This window comes from Candidatus Nitrosotenuis uzonensis (assembly GCF_000723185.1).
Lineage (GTDB): Archaea > Thermoproteota > Nitrososphaeria > Nitrososphaerales > Nitrosopumilaceae > Nitrosotenuis > Nitrosotenuis uzonensis.
Window position 1 is genome coordinate 420,285 of sequence record NZ_CBTY010000008.1, and the last position, 21,175, is coordinate 441,459.

Genomic DNA, 21,175 nt, shown 5'->3' on the forward strand with positions numbered 1-21,175 from the left:
AGATGTTATTTTGGAAGAAGTATTGAGAAGGTAGTGGGGTTGCTGGTAACGTTTATTGTTCCTTCATGCTGCTGAATTATGCTTTTGACTGTCGGTAGCCCAAGTCCGGTTCCTCGTGACTTGGTAGTAAAAAGTGGCTCGAAGATTTTTTCTAGAAGGCCATCCGGTATCCCCGGTCCTGAATCCTCTACTTCTATGCAAACCGTGCCGCTCGTTTGGATGAACCGTATCACTACATCGCCAGAATTGTCCATCGCCTGGATGGAGTTCATTATCAAATTTGTAAATACTGCTTCGATTTTTTCTGCATCACAATAAACCAATACATCTTTGTCCGGTACATGCAGCTTGACATCATCTGGGACAACAATCTTTCCTATTGCGGATTTGAGTATTTTACGTAAAGAATACTCATCGCAGTGCAATGGCGATATACGTACAAAGTTAAGAACTTGGTCTAATTGAAAAACCAGTCTGGAGGATGCAGCATCTATTGTGGCAAGAAGATTTTGGAGTTCGACTGGAATACGTGGCGCATGTTTTATTTTTGCAATTTCTACGGTATTTTTAATTATTGCTAACGGATTTCGCATGTCGTGTGCTAGGCGAGCAGACATCTCACCTATCGCAGAGAACCTTTCTGATTTGAAAAGCTCTGACTGAAAACGACTAAGATCAGATATTTTTTTTGTCATCTCATCCAATAACCAATCGCGTTGCTCTCTTATTTCCTCGAATTTGGCAAGTTTTCTTTCAAGTGTGACAAGTGCCCTGCGATTGATACGATTCTGTTCTTCCAAACGCTGCTTTTCAGTCTCCAAGCGTTCTATCTTGTTCAAAAGTTGGCATTTTTCATCTACAGACAGATGTATTGCATATGTTTCCCCCAAAGCCAAATTTCAGACAGCAAAAGAACACTAAGAATGGCTGTTTGTTCAAAATAGACAAACTACGAGTAAATAAAGAGCTGCCAAAGGTAGCCGTCATCGTTCGTGGTAAGTTCCAATTGTATAGTTTTTTGGCCCAATTTGAGCTGCGTTGACCTACTATGGGGTTGAGTGTCAGACTGATGGAACTGCTTTAGTCCATCAATCCAATCATTTAGACTTGACATGCCACCAGGTCTTATGTCTTCCCAGCATTTACACACCACATCATCAATTACTGTATGAAAGACTGTTTTTACCGTATCCAGCTCTGACATTAGCGGATCAGTTTGAATAAGTGCCATGACAACCTGCGGCATTTCACCAGAGCCAACCATATGGATGTTTCCAAGAAATTTTCCCTTGGCATCTTTTAACTCAGTTGACGTGCAGTATTTTACAAGGCTTTGCTGTCGTTCATCTGAGAAAAGTGAACAGTATTTTGCAATAGCCTCCTGGCTTTGTAACCGTACCGGTGAAGACATTGCCACATTTTGTTTTGACAGATCCTCACGTAGCAGTCCGTTAAGAGCATCAAAAGTAAGATTTTGCTCTGATGGGTCTGGCAAATACCAGTAAATCAACAGTATGACTACTGCAATAATTGAGATTGATGTAAAGACAAGTATTCTGTGATTCATTTCTTATTGTCTGCCAGCCCCAATGCACCTATATTGATATGATCTCCAGTTTAGAATTTTCAGTTATGTTAAACTTGTCTACAAACCCAGAAGTAACCTCTAGTACATATTTTGCGTGTTGCTCATTGCCATTGGTAAATGTACATGCCATTGTCTCAAGGGCGGATTTGCATGGTTGAGCATCTTTTTCTATATGAACCACGTTGCCTTCAGCATCAATCCATATCACATCCAATGCAAACTGCATATTTAGCATCCACATGGACCGGACGCCTTCATCCTCAAAGACAAAAAGCATTCCTTGATCATAGGGGAGTTTTTCTTGGAACATCAGGCCTCGCGTTTGAAGCGGCCTTGTGTCTGCAATCTGCACATTAAGTGTCACGCCGTCAATTTTCACAAGGCCACGTGGAAATTCGGTCTGCTCAAGCTTTGCGTCTTTAGGTATCGACATCATACCGATTACGCCAATTATTACTGCCGCTATTCCGATAGGAATGAGAACTTGGGCACGTGTTGCCATGTAAACCAAAGTATTTCTTGGTTTTAAAAACTGTGTAACTAGAACATTGCATCCTTAAAGCTTGTAACCGTGTAATTATGATTTTTTGTCTCAGACGCAATATCCTTTAATGTGGCGCCGTTATACTTTTTTTGCAGGTACTTGCCTGCAAGAATCATTGGGGCCCCTATAGCATTTGATATGCCAGTAGGCTCAGGCACCCAAAATATGATGAAGCCTATTTTCTGCATTTTTCCTCCAGGGTCAGGTGCCTTTCGTAAGGCTTTCAGGGATCTGGCAGAGTCCTTTTTGTCAATATCAGATATCTGCGAGTAAATTGAAGTGCGACGCCTGAGCGAATCTGACATTAACTTTAGTTTGCGCACTCGTTGCTTATACTCATCCATAACCCAGCATTAATTTTGAGATAATTAATTAAGCAAAAAACCAAAAGAACAATCACTGGAAGGTCAAGATCAAATAACAACCAGGGCACCATATCAGACTAGAATATAAACTAGTTATTCATTAACAAACCAATTTGAAAAAAAATGCAGAGATTAGGCTAGAATCAATAAAGGCAGCACACAGGTCAGCCAAGCCAAAGCTTGCAAGAATGGAAGACTATCTTGAGGTAATTGCAGAACTGGTCGAGCTAAAAGGTTATGCTACCACACTGGATGTGTCAAGATACATGAATGTGAGTGCCCCCAGTGTGACAAAGATGCTTCAAAGGCTAGATGAGAATGGTTACCTAAAGTATGAGAAATATCGTGGCATAAACCTGACACAGAAGGGAAGTAATCTTGCAGAGGCAATAAGACAAAAGCATGGAATACTGTTAGAGTTCTTTGAGATACTTGGAATAGAGCATGAAACTGCAAACCAAGACGCAGAGGGAATAGAACATCACCTTAACCCAAAGACAATCAAGCAGTTAAGAAAGTTCATCACATATCTAAAGTCAAACCAGAAAATCCTCGACGGATTTAAGAATCCTTAAGAAATACCTCTATGTCCCCTTTTGTAAATGCGGAACGCATGAGGCGTTTTCCAGCATCCGAGCGCTTGGAGATTTTGATGTTGCCATGTCTTGCTACGCGTGATGTTGTAAGATAGTTTCCTCCAACATAAATATCTGCAACCATGCCGCTGTTTTTCTTGTCCACGTTAAGCAATATCGAGTTGTTACCTTCCTTTAATGAGAACGGTACACTGTAGCTTCCCGATGATGATTCGTCATCACCATTTTTGGGCGCGACATCTATATGCACATGCAGTATTTTTTCAAGATCGTTTATGGTCGAGCCTCCTTTACCTATCATTGATGGGATTGCATCCTTTTTTACCTTGATTTTTACGCTGTTGTCAGATAGAATATAGATTTCAGGGTTAGGATCGAATCTGCGGATTATCTCTCGTATCCTCTCTTCTGCCAGATTTTGTATTCCAGACTGTGCTGGTTGACCAGATACAGGAACTATGACGTTTTCTTCTCCAAATGTATAGATTTCATATTCGAGTTTTCCGGTCTCAAAGTCGCTTATTTCTATTACAGGTCTTGCCATATCTTGCTCAACCATTCCTGATGGGACCTTAACTTTTAGCTCCAGATCATACACTTTTGCGATTGCACCATCTTTGACAAAGACGACCGTATCAATTACGCTAGGAATCATACCTAGCTCAATTTTTCCTATGAATCTCTGGACTGCATCCAATGCAACATTGGCATGGACTACTCCTACCATGCCAACACCTGCCAATCTCAAGTCTGCGAATACGACAAAATCTTCACGCCGCCTTACCTCATCAAATATAGTATAGTCGGGCCTGACAAGTAGTAGTATGTCTGCAGAATTTTCAAACCGGCCGTCAAGCTTGGTGTATTGTGTTATATCAGAGTTAACCTGCAGATCCCTTGGCGACTCGAACGTTTTTACAATGTTGCCAAGCGAGGAATAAAAATTAGCAAGGCTGGAGGCAAGAGTGCTTTTCCCAGAGCCGGGGGGGCCAGATATTATCACTCCCTCTGCCTTCTCTGAGAACCTCTTCATGAGTTTGTCTGAAACGCTGTATTGATCAAGTGTCATCTTTACAATTGGATGCACAATTGTGATTTCGTGCGATTCTGAAAATGGCGGCCTTGTCATGGCTATCCTATAATCAGAATATTGGATCACGAGTGCTCCAGGCTTTGATATCTCTATTGTTCCAAGGTTTGAGCCCTTTGATGCTTCAAGAATCTGTGTGGAAATAAGCTCGAGGTATTTTGTCTCAAGCGGCTTTTCGTCAAGATTTACCAGCTTAAACGATCCTGGCTTCCCCCTTTTTGCAAATGGTGGGTTACCCTCTTTTAGATGAACGCTCATTGTGTTCTGGTCGAAAAACTTGAGAAATTCAAGTTCTGTTGTTGTTTTTTCAGGTCTTTGATAGTTAACGAGTATTCCTTCAGCTTCTGCTGTCAGCCCTTGTACATAGTCTGCAGTATACAGTATGGCGTTATTCTGCTTTGCAATATCTTTGATTATTGCGTCGATTCTACCATGTGAGGCAAGTTTGATGTCCTCAAGAGTAGGGCGATCTCCTGTAAACTCTATTGCAACCCGCTTTTCTTTTGAGATGTGCTGTATTCTTTTTATCTCTTCAAGTCCTACAAAACCTGGTTCCTTTCCTTGTGACGCTTGTGATTGGAGCTCGTCTAATGCGGCAATCGGTATCAGAACAACTGTGTCGTGGATCTGTCCTGACTCTATCTGTTTTGTGATGTAACCGCTTATTATTACGCTAGTGTCTGCGACTATCTTTGACATTATTTGCAGAACATGAGCCAGACTATTAATCATAACTCAGTCACATGCCCAAAGATCGACTACACTCATGCAAAACAAACTTTATCATACCAGACGTAAAAACTCAAGGCATTGTCAGTAGTTGAGGAGCGTGAAGTACTCATCATAGAAGACAGTCCGGCTGTAGGAATATTATTAAAGGAATTCTTGACAAAACTTGGCTTTAAAAAAATCCATCATTGTCAAAATGGCAAAACTGGCATAGAGGTATTTACTGAAATGGTAAGCTCAGGCAAAATTCCGCTTGTCTTTCTTGATTATAACCTGCCTGACATGACTGCATATTCCATAATGAGTCAGCTGTTGAACATAAGACCAGACGTCAAGGTGATAATAGAAACTGCACGAGAAAGATCAGAAGAGACCATCAAAGACGTCATAGCTCAGGGAGCATATCAATACCTTGGCAAGCCGATACGACTTGAAAAGCTAAAGGAAATAATCGACACGCTACGAATCGAAGAATCTCAATCAATAGATAAGGATGAACTTGAAAATATTGTCAAAATGATCTCAAGCACTACGCAGATAAGTTTGCTGAGAATCTCTCAATATCTGGATCGGAAAACAGACGAGGTGATGCCGTTTCTCAACCAGCTACTCAAGGACAAAAAAATCATAAAAATTAATGATATAAAGGAAGCAGGATGTGCCAGATGCGACTCGGTTCGCATAGCACAGACGTTTCACTGTCCAAAATGCAAAGGTTCTAACTTCAAACAAGACAAAATCATAGAACATTACAAATGTGGGAATGTCTCCGTTGCAGATTCTTATAAGGATGATAAATGTCCCAAGTGTCATGAACCAATCAAAGTGTTTGGGGTCGACTACAGAGTTCAGGATAATTTTTACATATGTAATGATTGCGGCGATATTTTTTCTGAGATATTGACAAATTATTTGTGCTTAAAATGTAATAATAGGTTCACGCTTGAAATGGCCAAGATGGTATCTAGTCCAGGATTTAGTTTTCTAAAATCATCATTTTGATACAATATCCGAAATTAATTTGAGGACCTGATCAAAATCAAACGGTTTTGAGATAAAAGCAGTAGCTCCAGCTTGCAGGCATTGGTTTATAACGTTCTGATGGTCGCTTGCAGTAATCAAAATTATCTTTGCATTAGAATGAGTGGCCATTATTTCTTTTACTACCGTAAGTCCGTCTTTTTTTGGCATCGCCAAATCCAGCAATAAAACGTCAGGATTTGTCTTGGAAAACTTTTCTACTGCGTCCTCCCCGTTCACTGCCTCAGCTACGATTTCATGCCCGCCTATTGACAAGATATCCTGAAATACGAGTCGAATTGCATCAGAATCATCTGCAATCATAACTCGTGCCATATAACAATCAGATAGATCGATCTTATGAAAATTTCTATGAGTTACACAAAATTGACAGGATGATCATTTATTGGAGAACACTTTTGTGAACCTGTAGTATTTGCGATCTGAGTGACAGCATATCAGAATCAAGGCCGTTTATTTTTTTGTCCATCGTATCGAATGAACTGCAGAGTGTTTCATATATGCCATCTATTTTTCTTCCAGACACTACCAGTTTTAGCAGCGTATCAAGCAATGCTGCAACTTCGCCTATTTCCACTTGGCCCATCATTGGCGCCAGTCCTTTTATTTTGTGAATGTGTTTTTCAATCTCGCTTGCGGTTTTTTGAACGTCAGAATCAGTTGAACATGTTTTTAGCAAATTACCAATAGCGGAAATATCATCAGATACCTCTTTTTTTGCAACCCGTAAGAATTCTTCTGACAAGTAATAACATTATTTTGATCGTGATTTTTATACTCTATGTGGATCAGATGAATACAATTGAAGATAATCACCAAGGCATATCTGTTAATCGGCGTGCTAATTGTAGTTGCAATCTTCAATCTGTTCATACTGTATAACACACAAGCATCTGTCACGAATGAATCATATTCAATTATCAGAGCAGGAGATCTAAAGGCAAAAGTTGAAACCATTGCAGCGCTGGCAGGCTCGATTGCAAGCGGGAGTGAGACTGACAGAGATATTCTAGAAGTCGAAGTTAGCGAATTTGACACAGTTCTTCACGCGTTGAGAGAAGGAGGCAAGATTAGAGGACAGGAGATAACTGTGATTCCAGATGAGGTGTTAGGCCAATACGAAGAGGTTAGAAGTAGCTGGGAGCAGTACAAGAACGAGGCACTACAAATCAAGGAATCCACCATATACAATAGAGATGCCGTAAACGCCATGAATTACATATTGGAAAAAAATACAGACATGACCTTGACAACAGACTCGCTGGTCAGAGATTTAGAAGTGCTGGACAGGAACTATAACAGACACAAGGAAATTGCCGCCGAATTACATGAAACTGCAAAAAAAATTGGTCAGAACGCACTACTAATATCAATAGGTGAAGAAGAAGGTGCAAGAGAAAATCTCAGAGAGGCAAGAATAACATTTGAGATTGGAATGAGAAAATTGCTTCAAGTGCCTCTAAATGATCCGGATTTTGTAGGCGCGAATAATGAAGAGTTGATTCCAATACCTAGAGAAAACTCTCAATCTCTGGATGAGTTGGATTTGCTTTGGGAGGCAGTTGAGCTGAGGGTCAGAACGTTAGAATCAGAGTCACTATACTCAGAGGAGTTCAACAAGTCGTTTTCAAAGCTTAATGAACAACGACATATACTCACTGATTCTATAGACAGGATGCTTGATGCATGGAACGCAGAAAGAATAGAGACTCGCGACCAAGGCCAGATAGTAACACAGGCAGTCATTGTTGCAGACATTGTAATTTTTGTTGCAGTATTGTTTACAATACGTAAATCTCTCAAGCCACTAGAAAGAATTACGAATGCATTATCACGTGTCAAAGAGGGCATATACGGGGAAAAAATAGAGTACACGTCAAGCGATGAGATAGGACAGCTTGCATCCACTTTCAATACAATGTCAGAGACAATCAAGATGAAGGAGGAAGAAGCTAGGAGGACAGATATTGCAAAGGACGAATTCCTTGCAATGATAACTCATGAACTTAAAACTCCACTTGTCCCAATACAAGGTTATGCAGATATGCTTCTTGGAGGCTATCTTGGAAACCTCACTGAAAAACAACGTGAGAGAATCTCCATTATAAAAACAAGTTCAGCCTCGCTTTTGCAGCTGATTTCAGATCTTCTTGATGTGCAAAAGCTCGAGCTGGGTCAGCTGAGAATGAAAAAAGAACCGTCAGATATACAGGCGACTGTGATAAGATCAATCCAGACACTTCAACCGCAGATTGAAGAGGCCAAAGTAACAGTTACAAATGATGTAAAGCAGCACATAATAGAGCACGACTCGGACAGAATAGCCCAAGTACTTACCAACTTGTTAAAGAATAGCCTCAAGGCAGTAAAACCCAATGAGGGCACGATAAGGATATCTTCCGAAGAGAACCAAGATCAAATAAAAATAATAATCAAAGATAATGGGGTCGGGATACCTCTGGAAAAACAAAGCAAGTTATTTACCAAGTTTTACCAAGCAGACGCATCGCTTACAAGAGAGAAAGGAGGTAGCGGCCTTGGCCTATCAATTTGCAAGGGAATTGTGGAAGCCCACGGAGGCAGTATATCGCTTGAGAGCTCCACTAGCACAGGAACCACTGTCACTTTCTCATTGCCAAAGACAGACGTAGTGAAAACACCAATTCGCAACTGATGCTCAAAGAAAACACACCAAGAGTACTAATTTGACTCACAATCGGTATGATAATTAATTTTTTTCACCGAATGTAATGGAAAACAATTCAAAAAATACGGAATTTTATTCCATGTGCAATGAGTATTTCACAGCGCTGCGCAAGACTGGAAAGAGGGATGATGGATTTGAAGATGAGTTCTTTTACACCATGCCTACAATTTCAGGACAGAGTTAATAATAAAGCGTATTACGCCACCACTATTGCATGGAGTCTATCCTAAGAGCACTGCAGATAGCACAAGACTATGACTGCTCATATTGCGATGTAAGAACAGAGACTGTCAGAAAGCAAGGCGTTCTAGTGGAAAATGGATTGCAAGAGCACATTTCCAAAAAACAGGAAGAAGGAATTGGAATACGAATACTCTACGATGGGGCGTGGGGGTTTTACTCTACATCATACTTGCAGGAATTTGAAGATGGTTTAGTAGATACTATCAAGGCTGCAAAACTTGCTTCCCAAAAAAAGAAAAAAAAGACAAAACTAGCAAACAATGTCGCGGCAGAAAAAACAGTAAGACGGACAATGAAAAAAGAGCCAACTGTAGAATCCATCACAGAAATTGCACTTGAATGCGATAGGATGATCAGAGCAAACAAAAGAATAATGAAGAGCTCCGTAGAGATACTTCAGACATTTACAAGTAGGTATTTTGCAAACAGTGAGGGAAGTAGAATATTACAAGAATTCTCAGATCTCACTGCAGATCTTACTGCCACTGCTCATCAGTACGGGATCACACAATCAATCAGTCGGACCGAGGGTGGAATAGGAGGATTAGAGACCATAACAGACAAGATAGACATTTTTGAAGTCTCAGACCAGATAGCAAAAAAAGCAGGTCAGCTTCTTGACGCAAAGACAGTAGATGAGGACAGATCAACAGTGGTGATGAATCCAGACTTTGTCGCGCTTTTAACACATGAGATTTTAGGTCATCCTTCCGAAGCAGACAGAGTGTTAGGAAGAGAAATGGCGTGGGCTGGTGGGGCATGGTGGTCGGGCATGCTAGGATGCCAAATCGGCTCATCTGCTCTTAATGTAATAGATGATCCCACAATAGAAGACAGTCTAGGGTGGTACGAATTCGACGATGAGGGAGTAAAAGCAAAAAGAAAGCAGCTGGTAAAAGAAGGAGTTTTATCAGAACACATGCACAGTCGTGAGACTGCTTACGATTTTAATGTGGAACCAAATGCAAGTATGCGTGCCACATCATACAGATTCATGCCTCTAATTAGAATGTCATGCACGTGTATAGAGGGCGGCACCTGGAGCCAAGAAGAAATGATAAAAGACGTCAAACATGGATACCTTATTTCTGATATGAAGATCCCATCAATAGATATGAGGCGGCACAACTGGAGCATATCATGTCAGTATGCAAACAGAATCGAAGATGGTCGGATCACGGAACTGCTCAGAGATGTGATTGTCACAGGTACCGCACAGGAATTCTTTAGATCTATTGACGCATGTGGGAAAGACTTTACAGTAAGACCAATCACAAATTGTGGGAAGGGCGATCCCATGCAACAAATGAAGATGGGAAATGGCGGACCGTCAATACGAGGAATTGCTACGGTGAAAAGCACTACATGAGAGATAGTATAGAAGATGTACGTCTCAAAGTTATATCGTGTACTAGATGCGATCTCTGCAAAACAAGAACGAATGCGGTTCCAGGGAAAGGAAGCGTTAATGCAAAGGTGATGTTTGTTGGTGAAGCACCTGGCAGGACAGAAGATCAGAGGGGAGAGCCATTTGTTGGCGCTGCAGGAAAAAAACTTACACTAATGTTAGAAAAGCATGGAATATCGAGAGATTCGATATACATTACGAACGTAGTAAAATGCAGACCGCCAAACAACAGGGTTCCATCAGATAGTGAAAGAAAGGCCTGTATGGAATATCTTCAAAGTGAAATTGAGATCATTAATCCAAAGATAGTGTGCGTGTTAGGAAACACAGCAAGCAATTCAATTTTAGGGCAAAGTGAGATTACCAAGAATCATGGCAAGAGCATAGAACATGATGGTAGAATCTATTTTTTGACATTTCATCCGGCGGCCACAATATACAATCAAGAGTTGTGGAGTGTAATGGAGTCCGACATAGAATTGTTGTCCAGGATGTTAGGAATTGACAACAAGTAACATAACAAGACCATCAAGGGAATTTTATACACGAGATACGGTAGACGTGGCAAAAGATCTTCTAGGCAAAATAATTGTTAGAAGAATCGGCAAGACGGTGCTTTGCGGAATGATTACTGAGACCGAAGCATACAGACATGAGGATGATCCTGCAAGTCATGCGTATAGGGGCATGACTGAACGTAACAAAGCCATGTTTGGCGAGGTAGGTCGCGCATACGTCTATTTCACATATGGCATGCATTATTGTGTAAACGTAGTTGCCAGAAACAAATACCGAAAAGCAGGTGCCGTTCTAATCCGTTCGCTTGAACCACAGTCTGGAATCAAAACCATGATGGAGAATCGCGGCATTCACAATATTGAGAATCTTGCAAATGGACCTGCAAAGCTTACTTGTGCCCTAAATATCACAAAACAACATTATGGGGAGGATTTTGTTACATCAAAATCGCTTTACATTATAAACGGCATAGACATAAAACAAAAGATAATTGCAGGGCCCAGAATTGGGATTAGAAAAGGAACTGAAAAGATGTGGAATTTTAGAATCAGTGCCTAATCATCGTCATCTTTTTGCACAGTCCATGGGGCAAATTTACCTAATAATTTTGCCCAATCAAGACGCAACAAGACAAGTATTGCAGCAACCATCGTCACTGCAAATATGACAAATCCAATATAGACAATCATTGGGTCGTCCACGTTTTCCAAAATAGGCTCAAGGTAATTCATTCCAAAGTAATGAGAGACAAGTACAATCACATAGCACAGCACTAGCTTGCCAGCCAATGTGGAGATAAAAAATCGGAGTGGATTATATCTGGCAAGTCCCAGAGGAACATATATCAGATCATCTGGAATTGGTGTTGCCGCTGCTACGAATGCTGCTGCGGCGCCATACCTTTTAACAAGTTTTTCAAACGGCTTCATACGCTTTCTTGTTTTTTCAGTCATCATTTTACGCCCACCGTAGCTTATCAAGAATATTATCTGCTTTGCAACGGTGGAAGTTATTGCAGTTATCAGCACAAGATAATGTATGTTGAATTTATCGCCTGCTGCCATGGTTGCAAGCAATATGAATGAGGGAAGTGGAACGAATGGGATAAGCGATGCAAAAAAACTCACCAGTGCCAGTCCTAAATATCCTATTTCATCAGCAAACGGAAATATTGCCGAAAGATCCACATATAGGACGCATGATGTTGATTATTAAACTATCAAAAATTTCAAAAACACGATATTAAAATAACAAGAACTGGCAACGATATCAAATGGTAAGTCAAGAGCATCAGGTAATATGTGAAAAGATTTTTTCAATAAGTCCATACATTAGATTTGTAGGAATAATAGGTAGGAATGGCAAGTTGCGTGCCTACAAAAGACGACAGGGGTTAAAACCACTTTTGGACGCAAAACATACGCAAAATCAGTTTGTTCACATAGCAAAGAAAAAAGACATGGAAAGCAAGTTTGACAGAAAACTAGGCAAGGTTGAATTTGTATGGGAGGAACGAAAAAAAGTCCAGACGATCTCATTTGCAATCAAGCAAAACAGAGTCTGGGTATCAATTGATAAACGAGTAGTTCGCACAGAGATGTTAAGGATAATAGACTCGTGTCTTCCAATAGTTAAGCTCTATTCATAAAGAAAACACTGGACATATCCGGAATCAGTTTTTGTTGTTTTGGGATCTTTTTTGCATTTTTCCATAGCATGCGGACATCGTTGAATGAATCTGCAACCGGGTTCTGCATTCAGTAAGCTTGGAGGACTGCCTGGGATGTATTTGGGTCTTTGATCAGAATGAAGTTTTGGAAATGACTTTATCAGAGCTTGTGTGTATGGGTGTTTTGGTTTTTCGAATATCTCCTCAGAGCTTCCAAACTCAACCATTCTGCCGCCGTACATTATGCCTATTTTCTCACAGATTTCAGATATTGTTGCAAGATCATGGGATATTAACATAAAAGAAGTATTTTCTTTTTTTAACATTTTAAATAAATTCAGTATTTGTGATTGAACGAGAACGTCAAGTGCGGTAGTAGGCTCATCCGCGATTACAAGTCGCGGCTTCAACAACAATGCCATTGCGATCACCACTCGTTGCTTCATACCTCCGCTAAGTTCATGAGGATATTTTTTGAGTACTTGTGGATCAAGATTTACAGATCGCAATGCGGCAGTCATCACATTCAGATGATTTTGTAGGTGGCCATGTTCTCTGAGTACGTCAGAGAATTGTTGACCGATGGTATATACAGGATCAAGGGAGTTCATTGCGCCTTGAAACACCATCGACAATTTCTTCCATCTAAAGTGTCTGGCAAACTCTTCATCGGTCATATCCAAAATAGACTCACCATCAAGCAGTATTCTGCCAGATTCTACGGTCCCGCCCTGAAGAGTTCTCATTATTGATAACCCTAAGGTGCTTTTACCACAGGCACTCTCACCTGCAATTCCGATCGATTCTCCGGCATTCATGGAAAAACTGACATTCTGCACTGCATGCACTTTGCCATTTTCTGTGGAATAACTTGTAGACAGATTTTCCACTACAAGGAAAGGCATACGATCATACTCCCTCGTTTAGTTTCAGAAAGATACATTTAACTTTAGTTTCATTACGAAGTCGATTTACTTGCAAGTTCCAATATGCGGTTTTGATGCAAAAAATGCCATTTTGTGCCCTCAATGCGAGGCAAAACTTGAGGCAGGTCAACTAACAAAAGCAGATGTAGATGCCTCCATCAAAATTGCCAAGCTTGCCAAGACTAACTCAGAAATCGACAAGTTCACGCTGTTTTCTTGCAGAGAGGTTGCAGGCGAATTTGTACTGTATCTAGCAAAAAGCGACATTGAGACTATCAGAAAAAGTCGTACTTTGTATAGGACGTTACAAGGTGAATTTCCAGGTAAGATATGGATTGTAGAATCGGAAGCAAACGATAGAAAATTCATTGAGGATCTTTTTTTTCCGACAAAAATACTCTCGATTAATGTGGTCTGGGTTCCAGGTGGAATTCAAAAAACGAAAATAATAGTATCTGGTAAGTGGACTTCACGATTTCCAATCGATGTAAACAAGGTAACAAACATTGTAAAACAGCTACGCGAGCTTGATGTCGTAATTGAATTTGAGGAAGGCCAGAGAAGATGAAATTTAAAAAAACACACAATATAGATATGCTTTCTTTGCAAATGCAGGGAAGTCATGTTGTGATTGGTGGCTGGATCGAAGATTTAAGAAAGCTTGGCAAGATCACGTTCCTCACAGTACGGGATGTCACTGGACTAGCACAGATAATTGTAAAAGATGAGAAGGTGATTCCAGAGGACCTTACAAGACAAAGTGTAATACTTGTAAGGGGTATAATTCAAAGCACAAAGGCACGTGATTTCCAATACGAGATAAAGGCAGATGATGTCGAAATACTTACAAAAGCTGTTCATCCATTGCCAATAGATCCCATCGGCAGGCTAGAAAGCAATATAGATAACAGGTTGAATGCGCGTGCACTTGATCTTAGAAACCAACGTGTTGCGTCCGTCTTTAAGATAAGACACCAAGTTCTTGCATCACTTAGAAAAGAGCTTGAGAAAAGAAAATTCATCGAGATAACTACGCCAAAGATAATCGGTAGCGCAAGTGAAGGTGGTGCAAATTTATTTTCACTTGAATACTTTGGTAAGAAGGCATATCTTGCACAAAGCCCACAGCTGTATAAGGAACAACTTACTATCGGGCTTGAGCGCGTGTTTGAAATATCGTCGTTTTACAGGGCGGAAAAATCACATACAGGACGTCACCTCAGTGAATTTACAAGTGTAGACATAGAAGCGGCATTTTTTGATTATACGGACGTCATGGATGTGCTTGAGAATTTGGTGGTATCAGTTTTCAGCGATGTGGAGAAAAATTGTAAACAGGAGCTAAATACTTTAGAAAGAAAACTGCAGATCCCAAAACAGCCGTTTGATACAATAACATACTCTGATGCCCTTGATGAGCTTGGCAAAGCTGGTATAAACTTGAACTTTGGTGACGATTTGTTGGATTCACATCTGAAGATAATAGGCACAAATCATCCAGGATTTTTCTTTCTTACCGATTGGCCGATGAGCTTAAAACCGTTTTACATACATGAGAAAGATGATGAAGCAAAAATATCAAGATCATTTGATTTGCAGTACGGTCATCTTGAATTATCATCGGGTGGAAGAAGGTTGCATGAGCCAGCTAAAATAAGGGCAAGGCTAATAGAGCAGGGCCTAGATCCTGCAAGCTTTGAAGATCATTTAAGAACGTTTGATTGGGGAATGCCGCCTCATTCAGGATGGGGAATGGGATTAGATAGGCTAATGACAGTCATAATAGGCACGGATAACGTACGGGAAGTGGTGTTGTATCCACGCGATCCAGAACGGCTCACCCCATAACTTGCTAACAGTTATGAATGATATTTTTTAACATTGCTGTTTTGGACATAGGTACAAAGACCAAGTTCCAGCGAACAATGACGTGACAACGATAACCGGTAAGAGATAAATCTTGAAAAACGAAAATAGAGTGTGGCCACATGCGAATTTTGTAATTCCAAATTTGGCGATAGAAAGTGCTATTTTTGTCAAAAGCGCGTATGCACTTCATGCATGACTGATGATAGGACAAGATGCAAAAGATGCTATATCAATAAAGCAAAGCTCGGATGGAAGTCGATAATCAAACGAAATAAGATAATAATTGGATTTGTTGCATTTGTATGGTTTTATGCTGTTTTCCCAGGGCCGCTTATTCCAGGACTGCACTCTGGGTACTACACAGTATTTGTAATTGCGGCAATCATATGTATGATACCATTATGTCTGATGCTCTTTTTTTGGTCAAGGTACCCGCCGTCATCAGATGTAAGTAAGTAATGAGAGTATTTCTTTTGTAAATTCCATCGTAGATTTATTCCCTCCTATATCTTGTGTTTTTACACCCTTTTTTACTACTCCATATACTGCCGATTCCAGTTTGTCTGCCGCATACATGCATTTTTTATCATTGTGTTTTTTTCCTAGCCAATCAAGCATCATTTTTGCAGAAAGAATGAACGAGGATGGGTTTGCAATTCCTTTGCCTGCAATATCGAACGCAGCTCCGTGTACTGGTTCAAAAAGTGCAAAATCATCTCCGATGTTTGCAGCTGGAGCCATACCAAGTCCTCCCACTACCTCAGCTGCTTCATCTGAAAGTATATCACCAAACAGGTTTGTTGTGACTATAACGTCAAAGCTTTCTGGCTTTCGAATAAGGTTCATAGCGCATGCATCAACATACATTTGCTCAAATTTTATCTGTGGATAGTCCTTTGCAATCTGTGAGCACACTCTTGAAAAAAGCCCATCTGTTTTTCGCATTACGTTGGATTTGTGCACGCATGTAACCGTTTTTTTCCCATTTCTTTGAATTGCTGTTTCAAACGCATATTTTGCTATTTTTTTTGAGGCATTCTCAGAGATTATTCTAAAGGCTACTGCTGCACCAGACAGTTCAAATTCCTGTCCAGTATAGAGATCTTCCGTATTTTCTCTAACTATTACAAGGTCAATGTCGTCTTTTAGTGCGTGCATATATGGATATGATTTTGCAGGCCTGATGTTGGCGTACAAGTTTAACATACGACGTAATGCCACAATTACATCGGCTGCAGACTCTCCCACTGGAGCTTTCATGCACGCGTCAGATTTTCTAATAACATCTATAGTGGATTTAGGAAGAGCGTTCCCGTATTTTGCAAGTGCAGCATCACCTGCCATGATGCTTTCAATTTGGAATTTAACATCAAGTCGGTCATGCACGGCGTTCAGTATTTGTAAAGCAGATTCAGATAGTTCTGGCCCTATACCATCACCGGTAATCAATGAGATCTTGTACATTCTAAAATGCCAGCCTAGCTGCCAATCTTTTTTTGCTTTAATGTCTTTTTTAGCATGATTCTATTAATTCCTTCAATTACTGCCTGGACGCTTGTTGTTACAATATCTTCGCCTATAGATTTGGCAGATGCCATATTCCCATATGCATCCTCTACCTTTATTGTTACTTCGCATAATGCGTCAGAGCCGCCAGATATTGAATCCAGTTTGTATTCCTTAACTCTGACTTTGGCAATCTCTCCTGTAATTTTTTGAATTGCGTTTAACGCTGCGTCCACTGGTCCCACTCCATAGTCGGTGCCGATATAATCAACTCCATCTACATTCAGCTTTACAAATGCATATGGCATAGTACCTATTCCAGTAGAGACTGAAAATCCGCTTAGCTGTACGATTCGCTTGATTGTGTGCTCTGCCAATATTTCATTTGCAATAGAAAGTAGTTCTACGTCTGTCACTTGTTTGCCCTGATCACCAATTGCCTTTACTTTTTCCAATATTTCCCTTAGTTGGTCTTCAGTGGGCTTTACTCCATATTCTTCAAGCATTGCAGAAACACCATGTATTCCTGCATGTTTGCCTACTTGGAGCCATCTAGTTCTGCCAACAAGTTCTGGGCTTATGGGTTCGTACGTTAGAGGATTGTTCAAGATTCCGTGGGTGTGAATGCCAGATTCATGTCCGAAGGCATTTTCACCTACAATTGCTTTATTTGGTTGTACTGTAATGCCAGCCAAGTTTGAGACAAATTTTGATGTCTCGTATAACAATTTGGTTTTGATTCCAGTCTCCCATTTTTGTCCAAACTGTAGACATTGTAATGCCATAACAAACTCTTCAAGTGATGCATTACCTGCACGCTCACCAATACCGTTAATCGTGACATGCGCGCACTGTGCTCCGGCTTGAATTCCAGCAATTGCGTTTGCCACTGCAAGTCCGAAATCATTGTGACAGTGAACACTAATAGGTAATCTGGATGCGGCAATTGCATCCTTTGTTATCTCCGCCATATATTGTGGGGTAGAATAACCTACAGTATCAGGAATGTCGATTCGGTCTGCACCTGCCTTCGCTACTTCACTGAAAACCTTCTTTAGAAACTCCCTATCGGATCTTGTTGCATCTTCTGCTGAGAATTCCACCTGCAATCCATGTGATTTTCCATATTCGACTGCCTCGATTGCTTTCTCAAGGGCCTGTTCTCGGCTCATTTTGAGTTTGTATTGCAAGTGAATATCAGATGTAGCTATGAAAGTATGGACATAGTTTAGACCACAGTCTATTGCTGCATCTATATCTTTTTTGTTAGTTCTTGCCAAGCCGCATATTTCAGCTGACAAGTTTGCTTTTGTTATTAGCTTTATTCCATGTCGTTCCCCCTCAGAGATAACTGGAAATCCTGCTTCGATCGCGTCAACGCCAAGTTCATCTAGTTTTTTTGCAATCAAGAGTTTTTTCTCTGGGGAAAGCGCTACTCCTGGAGTTTGCTCTCCATCACGCAATGTAGTGTCAAATATTCGGATTCTCAATTTTCAGCCCTCTGTAATGCAGCTACACCGGTTCGCGCTATATCCAATATTCCATATGGGATGAGTAACTCTTGTAAATTGTGTATCTGATCAGGAGTGGCTGTTAACTCCAACATGATGGAATCTTTTCTTGCATCATGGATTTTTGCGTTAAATGCATTTGCAATGTTACTAATTTCCATACTGTCCGACGCCTTTGATATTTTGACTCTAAATAACACCAATTCCCTATATACTGTTTTTTTATCATCCAATCGTTTTACCTCTACCGTATCAATCATTTTGTCAAGTTGCTTTACAATTTGATCAATCTGACGTTCATCGCCGATGGTGGTTATTGTCATCTTTGAGAATTCCGGATTCTCTGTCACGCCAACAGATATACTATCAATGTTAAAGTTCTTGGATCTGAATAGGTGTGTTATCTTAAATAGGATTCCCGGTTTGTTTTCAACCAATATTGATAAAATTGCCCAGACCAAGTTTCTCACGACGGTAAAATCATGTCTTTTAATGAAGTTCCTGGTGCCACAAACGGCAATACGTCCTCTTCAGGATCGATTGGAATATCTATTACGGTCGCAACATCGCTCTTAAGACCTGCCTTTATTGCATGACCAAGCTCGTCCAAGCTTCCAACTCTTATTCCTTGAGCTCCGTATGACTCAGCAAGTTTGACATAATCTGGACAGTGTTTTTGATCCACGCCGATCATTCTCCTGTCATAGAATGTCCTTTGCCATTGCGCCACCATTCCAAGTAGATAGTTGTTAACGAGAAATACAATTACAGGTAGGCCTTCAAGGACAGAGGTTGCAAGAGAGTTCTCAGTCATGTTAAAGCTTCCGTCTCCGGCAATGTCAACTACTGGTAAATCAGGTCTTGCCGCCTTTGCTCCTATTGCAGCTGGGAACCCCCAACCCATGGTGCCAAGTCCAGTAGAGCTGAAAAATGTACCTGGATGAATTACGTCATAGAATAAAGATGCCCACATTTGATGTTGGCCAACTTCTGTTGTTACTATCGACTCTGCAGGCATCACCTCTCGTAACTTTCTGAGAATTTTGGCAGCAGTGAGCTCGCCTGGGTGTAATTTTAAATTTTGCCTCCAATAATCCTTGACTTCTGTTACGTGTGTTAGCCATACATTGTGTTCAGACTTTTTTGTTACTTGTTCTGCCAATAGTCTGAGAAATATCCTAAGAGATGCCTTTACGTCTCCTACTACTGCCACGCTTGTAGTTTGATTCTTGCCAATTTCTGCAGGGTCAACATCAAGATGAATTATCTTTAGATTCTTTTCAAATTCATCAAATCTTCCAACCGATCTATCAGAAAATCTCGTTCCTATTGCTAAAACACAGTCTGCTTCACTCATTATTTTATTTGCTTCAGCATGACCATGCATGCCTATTGGCCCCAGTGACAAAGGATGATTTTCCGGAAATGCACCTTTGCCCTTGAACGTAGTCACTACTGGGATCATGAGCATTTCTGCAAGAGATTGTAGTTCTGCGAATGCCGATGATATTATCACTCCACCTCCAGCCAGTATGACTGGTCTTGTTGACGATAACAATAGTTTGATTGCTCTCTCTATTGCAACGACATCAGGGTCTGTCCAGGGATGATATCCACGTATTTTTACTTCTTCTGGGAATGGAATGTCCGCTTCATTCTGCTGTACATCCTTTGGGACGTCGATGAGTACGGCTCCTGGCCTACCTGTTTCTGCTATGTAAAATCCTTTTTTTACAACTTCTGGAATTTCAGTTGGTGTGGTAGGCTGGAAAGAGTATTTTACAACAGGATTTGCTATTCCGATTATATCACTTTCTTGGAATGCATCACGTCCAATCATGGATAGTGGGACCTGGCCAGTTATTGCCACCATTGGTGCAGAATCGGCTTGTGCAGTTGCAAGACCTGTCACTATGTTTGTGGCTCCCGGTCCGGATGTTGCAAAACACACACCTGCTTTTCTGCTCACTCGGCCAAATCCATCTGCCATATGGGCAGCAGATTGTTCGTGCCTTACAAGAATGTGTCTTATGTTGCTTTTGAAGAGCTCATCATACATTGGAAGGTTAGCACCTCCCGGTAGCCCGAAGATCTCTTTTACTCCTTGTTTTTCCAGTGCTTTGATTAGTGCTTTCGCGCCAGACATTGTTTGCATAAATTAATCACCACAAAAATGCGCTGTATTATATTTTACAGCGTCAGCTCGACCAGTAGTCCTACAAGTCGTTTAGTCGAACCGGTTATCATAAAGTTCACTATCTAAGACTAAAATTGTTGATATAAAGATTATCTTGTATTTTATGCCCAAGAAGGCGTATTCATAAGGCTTAAAGTCACAACTTTGACAAGCAACAACAACTTTGTCTGATAGGGAAGACATAATCCAGATAATAGAGACATTCTTTGAGACAGGAAAAACAAAAGATCTCACTTCGTTAAGAACTATTCAGCTTGATGACCCCATATTTTCGAGTTTTTCAGATATACCGCCATACGACTTAAAGGACTTTAAAACAACCATTGCGCTAGAAGAGCTGCGATTTGTGAGCATATCTGATTATAGCTACCAGATAAAAAATCCCAAGATAAGCATTTTCGGTGATTGTGCAATAGTAGCCTTTGAATTAAATCAGAAGGGAATGTTAGTTGACAACAAGGCATTCACTGGTGAACATATATCGATTGATGGGCGTGCAACATTTATACTCATCAAAAGACCAACGTGGAAGATAGTTCACATCCACCTGTCAAAGATAGAATAATTATTGTGATTTTGCAGCTGGCTGAGGCGCGGGCTGAGGCGACGTAGTCGGTTGTTGTGGTTTTTGTTGTTGTGGTTTTTGTTGTTGTGGTTTTTGTTGTTG

25 protein-coding genes are annotated in these 21,175 nt (G+C 40.6%); 12 read left to right on the forward strand and 13 right to left on the reverse strand.

Annotated features, from left to right (window positions below):
- Nucleotides 1-5: 5 nt before the first annotated feature.
- From NITUZ_RS05005 to NITUZ_RS05020, 4 genes are all read right to left on the reverse strand, one after another.
- Nucleotides 6-839: a sensor histidine kinase gene (locus tag NITUZ_RS05005; protein ID WP_155991370.1), complete on the reverse strand. Its 834-nt coding sequence runs from the start codon at nucleotides 837-839 to the stop codon at nucleotides 6-8.
- Nucleotides 840-949: 110 nt separating this feature from the next.
- The gene (locus tag NITUZ_RS05010) at nucleotides 950-1,567 is read right to left on the reverse strand and encodes a hypothetical protein (protein ID WP_052370082.1); all 618 of its coding nucleotides are present in this window, start codon (nucleotides 1,565-1,567) and stop codon (nucleotides 950-952) included.
- A 28-nt stretch (nucleotides 1,568-1,595) separates the two neighbouring features.
- Nucleotides 1,596-2,090 (reverse strand): DUF192 domain-containing protein, encoded by a 495-nt coding sequence (locus NITUZ_RS05015; protein ID WP_048195907.1) that lies wholly within the window; start codon nucleotides 2,088-2,090, stop codon nucleotides 1,596-1,598.
- A 38-nt stretch (nucleotides 2,091-2,128) separates the two neighbouring features.
- Complete coding sequence (locus NITUZ_RS05020) at nucleotides 2,129-2,476, reverse strand: hypothetical protein (protein ID WP_048195909.1); 348 nt, start codon at nucleotides 2,474-2,476, stop codon at nucleotides 2,129-2,131.
- A 209-nt stretch (nucleotides 2,477-2,685) separates the two neighbouring features.
- On the opposite strand from NITUZ_RS05020, the gene NITUZ_RS05025 reads away from it, so the two are divergent.
- Nucleotides 2,686-3,072, forward strand: coding sequence for a metal-dependent transcriptional regulator (locus NITUZ_RS05025; protein WP_081844879.1), 387 nt, complete (start codon nucleotides 2,686-2,688; stop codon nucleotides 3,070-3,072).
- Here NITUZ_RS05025 and NITUZ_RS05030 read toward each other — a convergent pair.
- The gene (locus NITUZ_RS05030; protein WP_048195911.1) at nucleotides 3,059-4,882 is read right to left on the reverse strand and encodes a PINc/VapC family ATPase; all 1,824 of its coding nucleotides are present in this window, start codon (nucleotides 4,880-4,882) and stop codon (nucleotides 3,059-3,061) included. The genes NITUZ_RS05025 and NITUZ_RS05030 overlap by 14 nt on opposite strands.
- A 111-nt stretch (nucleotides 4,883-4,993) precedes the next feature.
- Here NITUZ_RS05030 and NITUZ_RS05035 point away from each other — a divergent pair, with 111 nt between their 5' ends.
- A complete protein-coding gene (locus NITUZ_RS05035) occupies nucleotides 4,994-5,914 on the forward strand; it encodes a TackOD1 domain-containing metal-binding protein (protein ID WP_048195913.1) in 921 nt (306 codons plus the stop codon).
- Here NITUZ_RS05035 and NITUZ_RS05040 read toward each other — a convergent pair.
- Together NITUZ_RS05040 and NITUZ_RS05045 are read right to left on the reverse strand one after the other, a co-directional pair.
- On the reverse strand, nucleotides 5,906-6,268 hold the full coding sequence (locus NITUZ_RS05040) for a response regulator (protein WP_048195914.1): 363 nt from the start codon (nucleotides 6,266-6,268) through the stop codon (nucleotides 5,906-5,908). The two genes, NITUZ_RS05035 and NITUZ_RS05040, sit on opposite strands and share 9 nt — an antisense overlap.
- Nucleotides 6,269-6,335: 67 nt before the next feature.
- On the reverse strand, nucleotides 6,336-6,698 hold the full coding sequence (locus NITUZ_RS05045; RefSeq protein ID WP_048195915.1) for an Hpt domain-containing protein: 363 nt from the start codon (nucleotides 6,696-6,698) through the stop codon (nucleotides 6,336-6,338).
- A gap of 57 nt (nucleotides 6,699-6,755) precedes the next feature.
- On the opposite strand from NITUZ_RS05045, the gene NITUZ_RS05050 reads away from it, so the two are divergent.
- From NITUZ_RS05050 to NITUZ_RS05065, 5 genes are all read left to right on the forward strand, one after another.
- Nucleotides 6,756-8,627: an ATP-binding protein gene (locus NITUZ_RS05050; RefSeq protein WP_081844864.1), complete on the forward strand. Its 1,872-nt coding sequence runs from the start codon at nucleotides 6,756-6,758 to the stop codon at nucleotides 8,625-8,627.
- 76 nt (nucleotides 8,628-8,703) lie between these two features.
- Nucleotides 8,704-8,844 (forward strand): hypothetical protein, encoded by a 141-nt coding sequence (locus tag NITUZ_RS10145; RefSeq protein WP_177309454.1) that lies wholly within the window; start codon nucleotides 8,704-8,706, stop codon nucleotides 8,842-8,844.
- A 30-nt stretch (nucleotides 8,845-8,874) separates the two neighbouring features.
- Nucleotides 8,875-10,272 (forward strand): TldD/PmbA family protein, encoded by a 1,398-nt coding sequence (locus NITUZ_RS05055; RefSeq protein ID WP_048195917.1) that lies wholly within the window; start codon nucleotides 8,875-8,877, stop codon nucleotides 10,270-10,272.
- Nucleotides 10,269-10,826, forward strand: a complete 558-nt coding sequence (locus NITUZ_RS05060) for a uracil-DNA glycosylase (protein ID WP_048195920.1) — start codon at nucleotides 10,269-10,271, stop codon at nucleotides 10,824-10,826. Before NITUZ_RS05055 ends, NITUZ_RS05060 begins: the two co-directional genes overlap by 4 nt.
- Nucleotide 10,827: 1 nt before the next feature.
- Nucleotides 10,828-11,388, forward strand: a complete 561-nt coding sequence (locus NITUZ_RS05065) for a DNA-3-methyladenine glycosylase (protein WP_048196134.1) — start codon at nucleotides 10,828-10,830, stop codon at nucleotides 11,386-11,388.
- Here NITUZ_RS05065 and NITUZ_RS05070 read toward each other — a convergent pair.
- Nucleotides 11,385-12,017: a YqaA family protein gene (locus NITUZ_RS05070; protein ID WP_048195922.1), complete on the reverse strand. Its 633-nt coding sequence runs from the start codon at nucleotides 12,015-12,017 to the stop codon at nucleotides 11,385-11,387. The genes NITUZ_RS05065 and NITUZ_RS05070 overlap by 4 nt on opposite strands.
- Before the next feature lie 86 nt (nucleotides 12,018-12,103).
- On the opposite strand from NITUZ_RS05070, the gene NITUZ_RS05075 reads away from it, so the two are divergent.
- Complete coding sequence (locus tag NITUZ_RS05075) at nucleotides 12,104-12,478, forward strand: DUF6659 family protein (protein ID WP_048195923.1); 375 nt, start codon at nucleotides 12,104-12,106, stop codon at nucleotides 12,476-12,478.
- Here NITUZ_RS05075 and NITUZ_RS05080 read toward each other — a convergent pair.
- Nucleotides 12,469-13,404 (reverse strand): ABC transporter ATP-binding protein, encoded by a 936-nt coding sequence (locus NITUZ_RS05080; RefSeq protein WP_048195924.1) that lies wholly within the window; start codon nucleotides 13,402-13,404, stop codon nucleotides 12,469-12,471. The two genes, NITUZ_RS05075 and NITUZ_RS05080, sit on opposite strands and share 10 nt — an antisense overlap.
- A gap of 70 nt (nucleotides 13,405-13,474) precedes the next feature.
- On the opposite strand from NITUZ_RS05080, the gene NITUZ_RS05085 reads away from it, so the two are divergent.
- The 3 genes from NITUZ_RS05085 (at nucleotide 13,475) to NITUZ_RS05095 (ending at nucleotide 15,753) form a co-directional block, all read left to right on the forward strand.
- Nucleotides 13,475-13,993 (forward strand): transcription elongation factor NusA, encoded by a 519-nt coding sequence (locus NITUZ_RS05085; RefSeq protein ID WP_048195926.1) that lies wholly within the window; start codon nucleotides 13,475-13,477, stop codon nucleotides 13,991-13,993.
- On the forward strand, nucleotides 13,990-15,273 hold the full coding sequence (aspS, locus tag NITUZ_RS05090) for an aspartate--tRNA(Asn) ligase (RefSeq protein WP_048195930.1): 1,284 nt from the start codon (nucleotides 13,990-13,992) through the stop codon (nucleotides 15,271-15,273). The genes NITUZ_RS05085 and aspS overlap by 4 nt, the downstream gene beginning before the upstream one ends.
- Nucleotides 15,274-15,486: 213 nt before the next feature.
- Nucleotides 15,487-15,753: a hypothetical protein gene (locus tag NITUZ_RS05095; protein WP_048195934.1), complete on the forward strand. Its 267-nt coding sequence runs from the start codon at nucleotides 15,487-15,489 to the stop codon at nucleotides 15,751-15,753.
- Here NITUZ_RS05095 and NITUZ_RS05100 read toward each other — a convergent pair.
- From NITUZ_RS05100 to ilvB, 4 genes are read right to left on the reverse strand one after another with little or no spacing between them, the layout of a single operon-like run.
- On the reverse strand, nucleotides 15,736-16,758 hold the full coding sequence (locus NITUZ_RS05100; protein WP_048195936.1) for an isocitrate/isopropylmalate dehydrogenase family protein: 1,023 nt from the start codon (nucleotides 16,756-16,758) through the stop codon (nucleotides 15,736-15,738). The two genes, NITUZ_RS05095 and NITUZ_RS05100, sit on opposite strands and share 18 nt — an antisense overlap.
- 14 nt (nucleotides 16,759-16,772) lie before the next feature.
- Entirely contained in the window at nucleotides 16,773-18,290 is a 1,518-nt protein-coding gene (locus tag NITUZ_RS05105; protein WP_048195937.1) for a 2-isopropylmalate synthase, read from the reverse strand.
- On the reverse strand, nucleotides 18,287-18,772 hold the full coding sequence (gene ilvN, locus NITUZ_RS05110) for an acetolactate synthase small subunit (RefSeq protein ID WP_048196136.1): 486 nt from the start codon (nucleotides 18,770-18,772) through the stop codon (nucleotides 18,287-18,289). The genes NITUZ_RS05105 and ilvN overlap by 4 nt, the downstream gene beginning before the upstream one ends.
- Nucleotides 18,773-18,777: 5 nt before the next feature.
- Nucleotides 18,778-20,466: a biosynthetic-type acetolactate synthase large subunit gene (ilvB, locus tag NITUZ_RS05115; protein ID WP_048195939.1), complete on the reverse strand. Its 1,689-nt coding sequence runs from the start codon at nucleotides 20,464-20,466 to the stop codon at nucleotides 18,778-18,780.
- A gap of 205 nt (nucleotides 20,467-20,671) precedes the next feature.
- Between ilvB and NITUZ_RS05120 the strand changes: the two genes are divergently transcribed.
- Entirely contained in the window at nucleotides 20,672-21,073 is a 402-nt protein-coding gene (locus tag NITUZ_RS05120; protein WP_048195941.1) for a nuclear transport factor 2 family protein, read from the forward strand.
- The last annotated feature ends 102 nt before the right edge of the window (nucleotides 21,074-21,175 follow it).

Excerpts from the sequence above, each read along its gene's own strand:
- NITUZ_RS05010 (WP_052370082.1), bottom strand. The coding sequence starts at position 1,567 with ATGAATCACAGAATACTTGTCTTTACATCAATCTCAATTATTGCAGTA.
- NITUZ_RS05015 (WP_048195907.1), bottom strand. The coding sequence starts at position 2,090 with ATGGCAACACGTGCCCAAGTTCTCATTCCTATCGGAATAGCGGCAGTA.
- NITUZ_RS05020 (WP_048195909.1), bottom strand. The coding sequence starts at position 2,476 with ATGGATGAGTATAAGCAACGAGTGCGCAAACTAAAGTTAATGTCAGAT.
- NITUZ_RS05025 (WP_081844879.1), top strand. The coding sequence starts at position 2,686 with ATGGAAGACTATCTTGAGGTAATTGCAGAACTGGTCGAGCTAAAAGGT.
- NITUZ_RS05030 (WP_048195911.1), bottom strand. The coding sequence starts at position 4,882 with ATGTCAAAGATAGTCGCAGACACTAGCGTAATAATAAGCGGTTACATC.
- NITUZ_RS05040 (WP_048195914.1), bottom strand. The coding sequence starts at position 6,268 with ATGGCACGAGTTATGATTGCAGATGATTCTGATGCAATTCGACTCGTA.
- NITUZ_RS10145 (WP_177309454.1), top strand. The coding sequence starts at position 8,704 with ATGGAAAACAATTCAAAAAATACGGAATTTTATTCCATGTGCAATGAG.
- NITUZ_RS05055 (WP_048195917.1), top strand. The coding sequence starts at position 8,875 with ATGGAGTCTATCCTAAGAGCACTGCAGATAGCACAAGACTATGACTGC.
- NITUZ_RS05060 (WP_048195920.1), top strand. The coding sequence starts at position 10,269 with ATGAGAGATAGTATAGAAGATGTACGTCTCAAAGTTATATCGTGTACT.
- NITUZ_RS05075 (WP_048195923.1), top strand. The coding sequence starts at position 12,104 with ATGGTAAGTCAAGAGCATCAGGTAATATGTGAAAAGATTTTTTCAATA.
- NITUZ_RS05080 (WP_048195924.1), bottom strand. The coding sequence starts at position 13,404 with ATGCCTTTCCTTGTAGTGGAAAATCTGTCTACAAGTTATTCCACAGAA.
- aspS (WP_048195930.1), top strand. The coding sequence starts at position 13,990 with ATGAAATTTAAAAAAACACACAATATAGATATGCTTTCTTTGCAAATG.
- NITUZ_RS05095 (WP_048195934.1), top strand. The coding sequence starts at position 15,487 with ATGACTGATGATAGGACAAGATGCAAAAGATGCTATATCAATAAAGCA.
- NITUZ_RS05100 (WP_048195936.1), bottom strand. The coding sequence starts at position 16,758 with ATGTACAAGATCTCATTGATTACCGGTGATGGTATAGGGCCAGAACTA.
- ilvB (WP_048195939.1), bottom strand. The coding sequence starts at position 20,466 with ATGCAAACAATGTCTGGCGCGAAAGCACTAATCAAAGCACTGGAAAAA.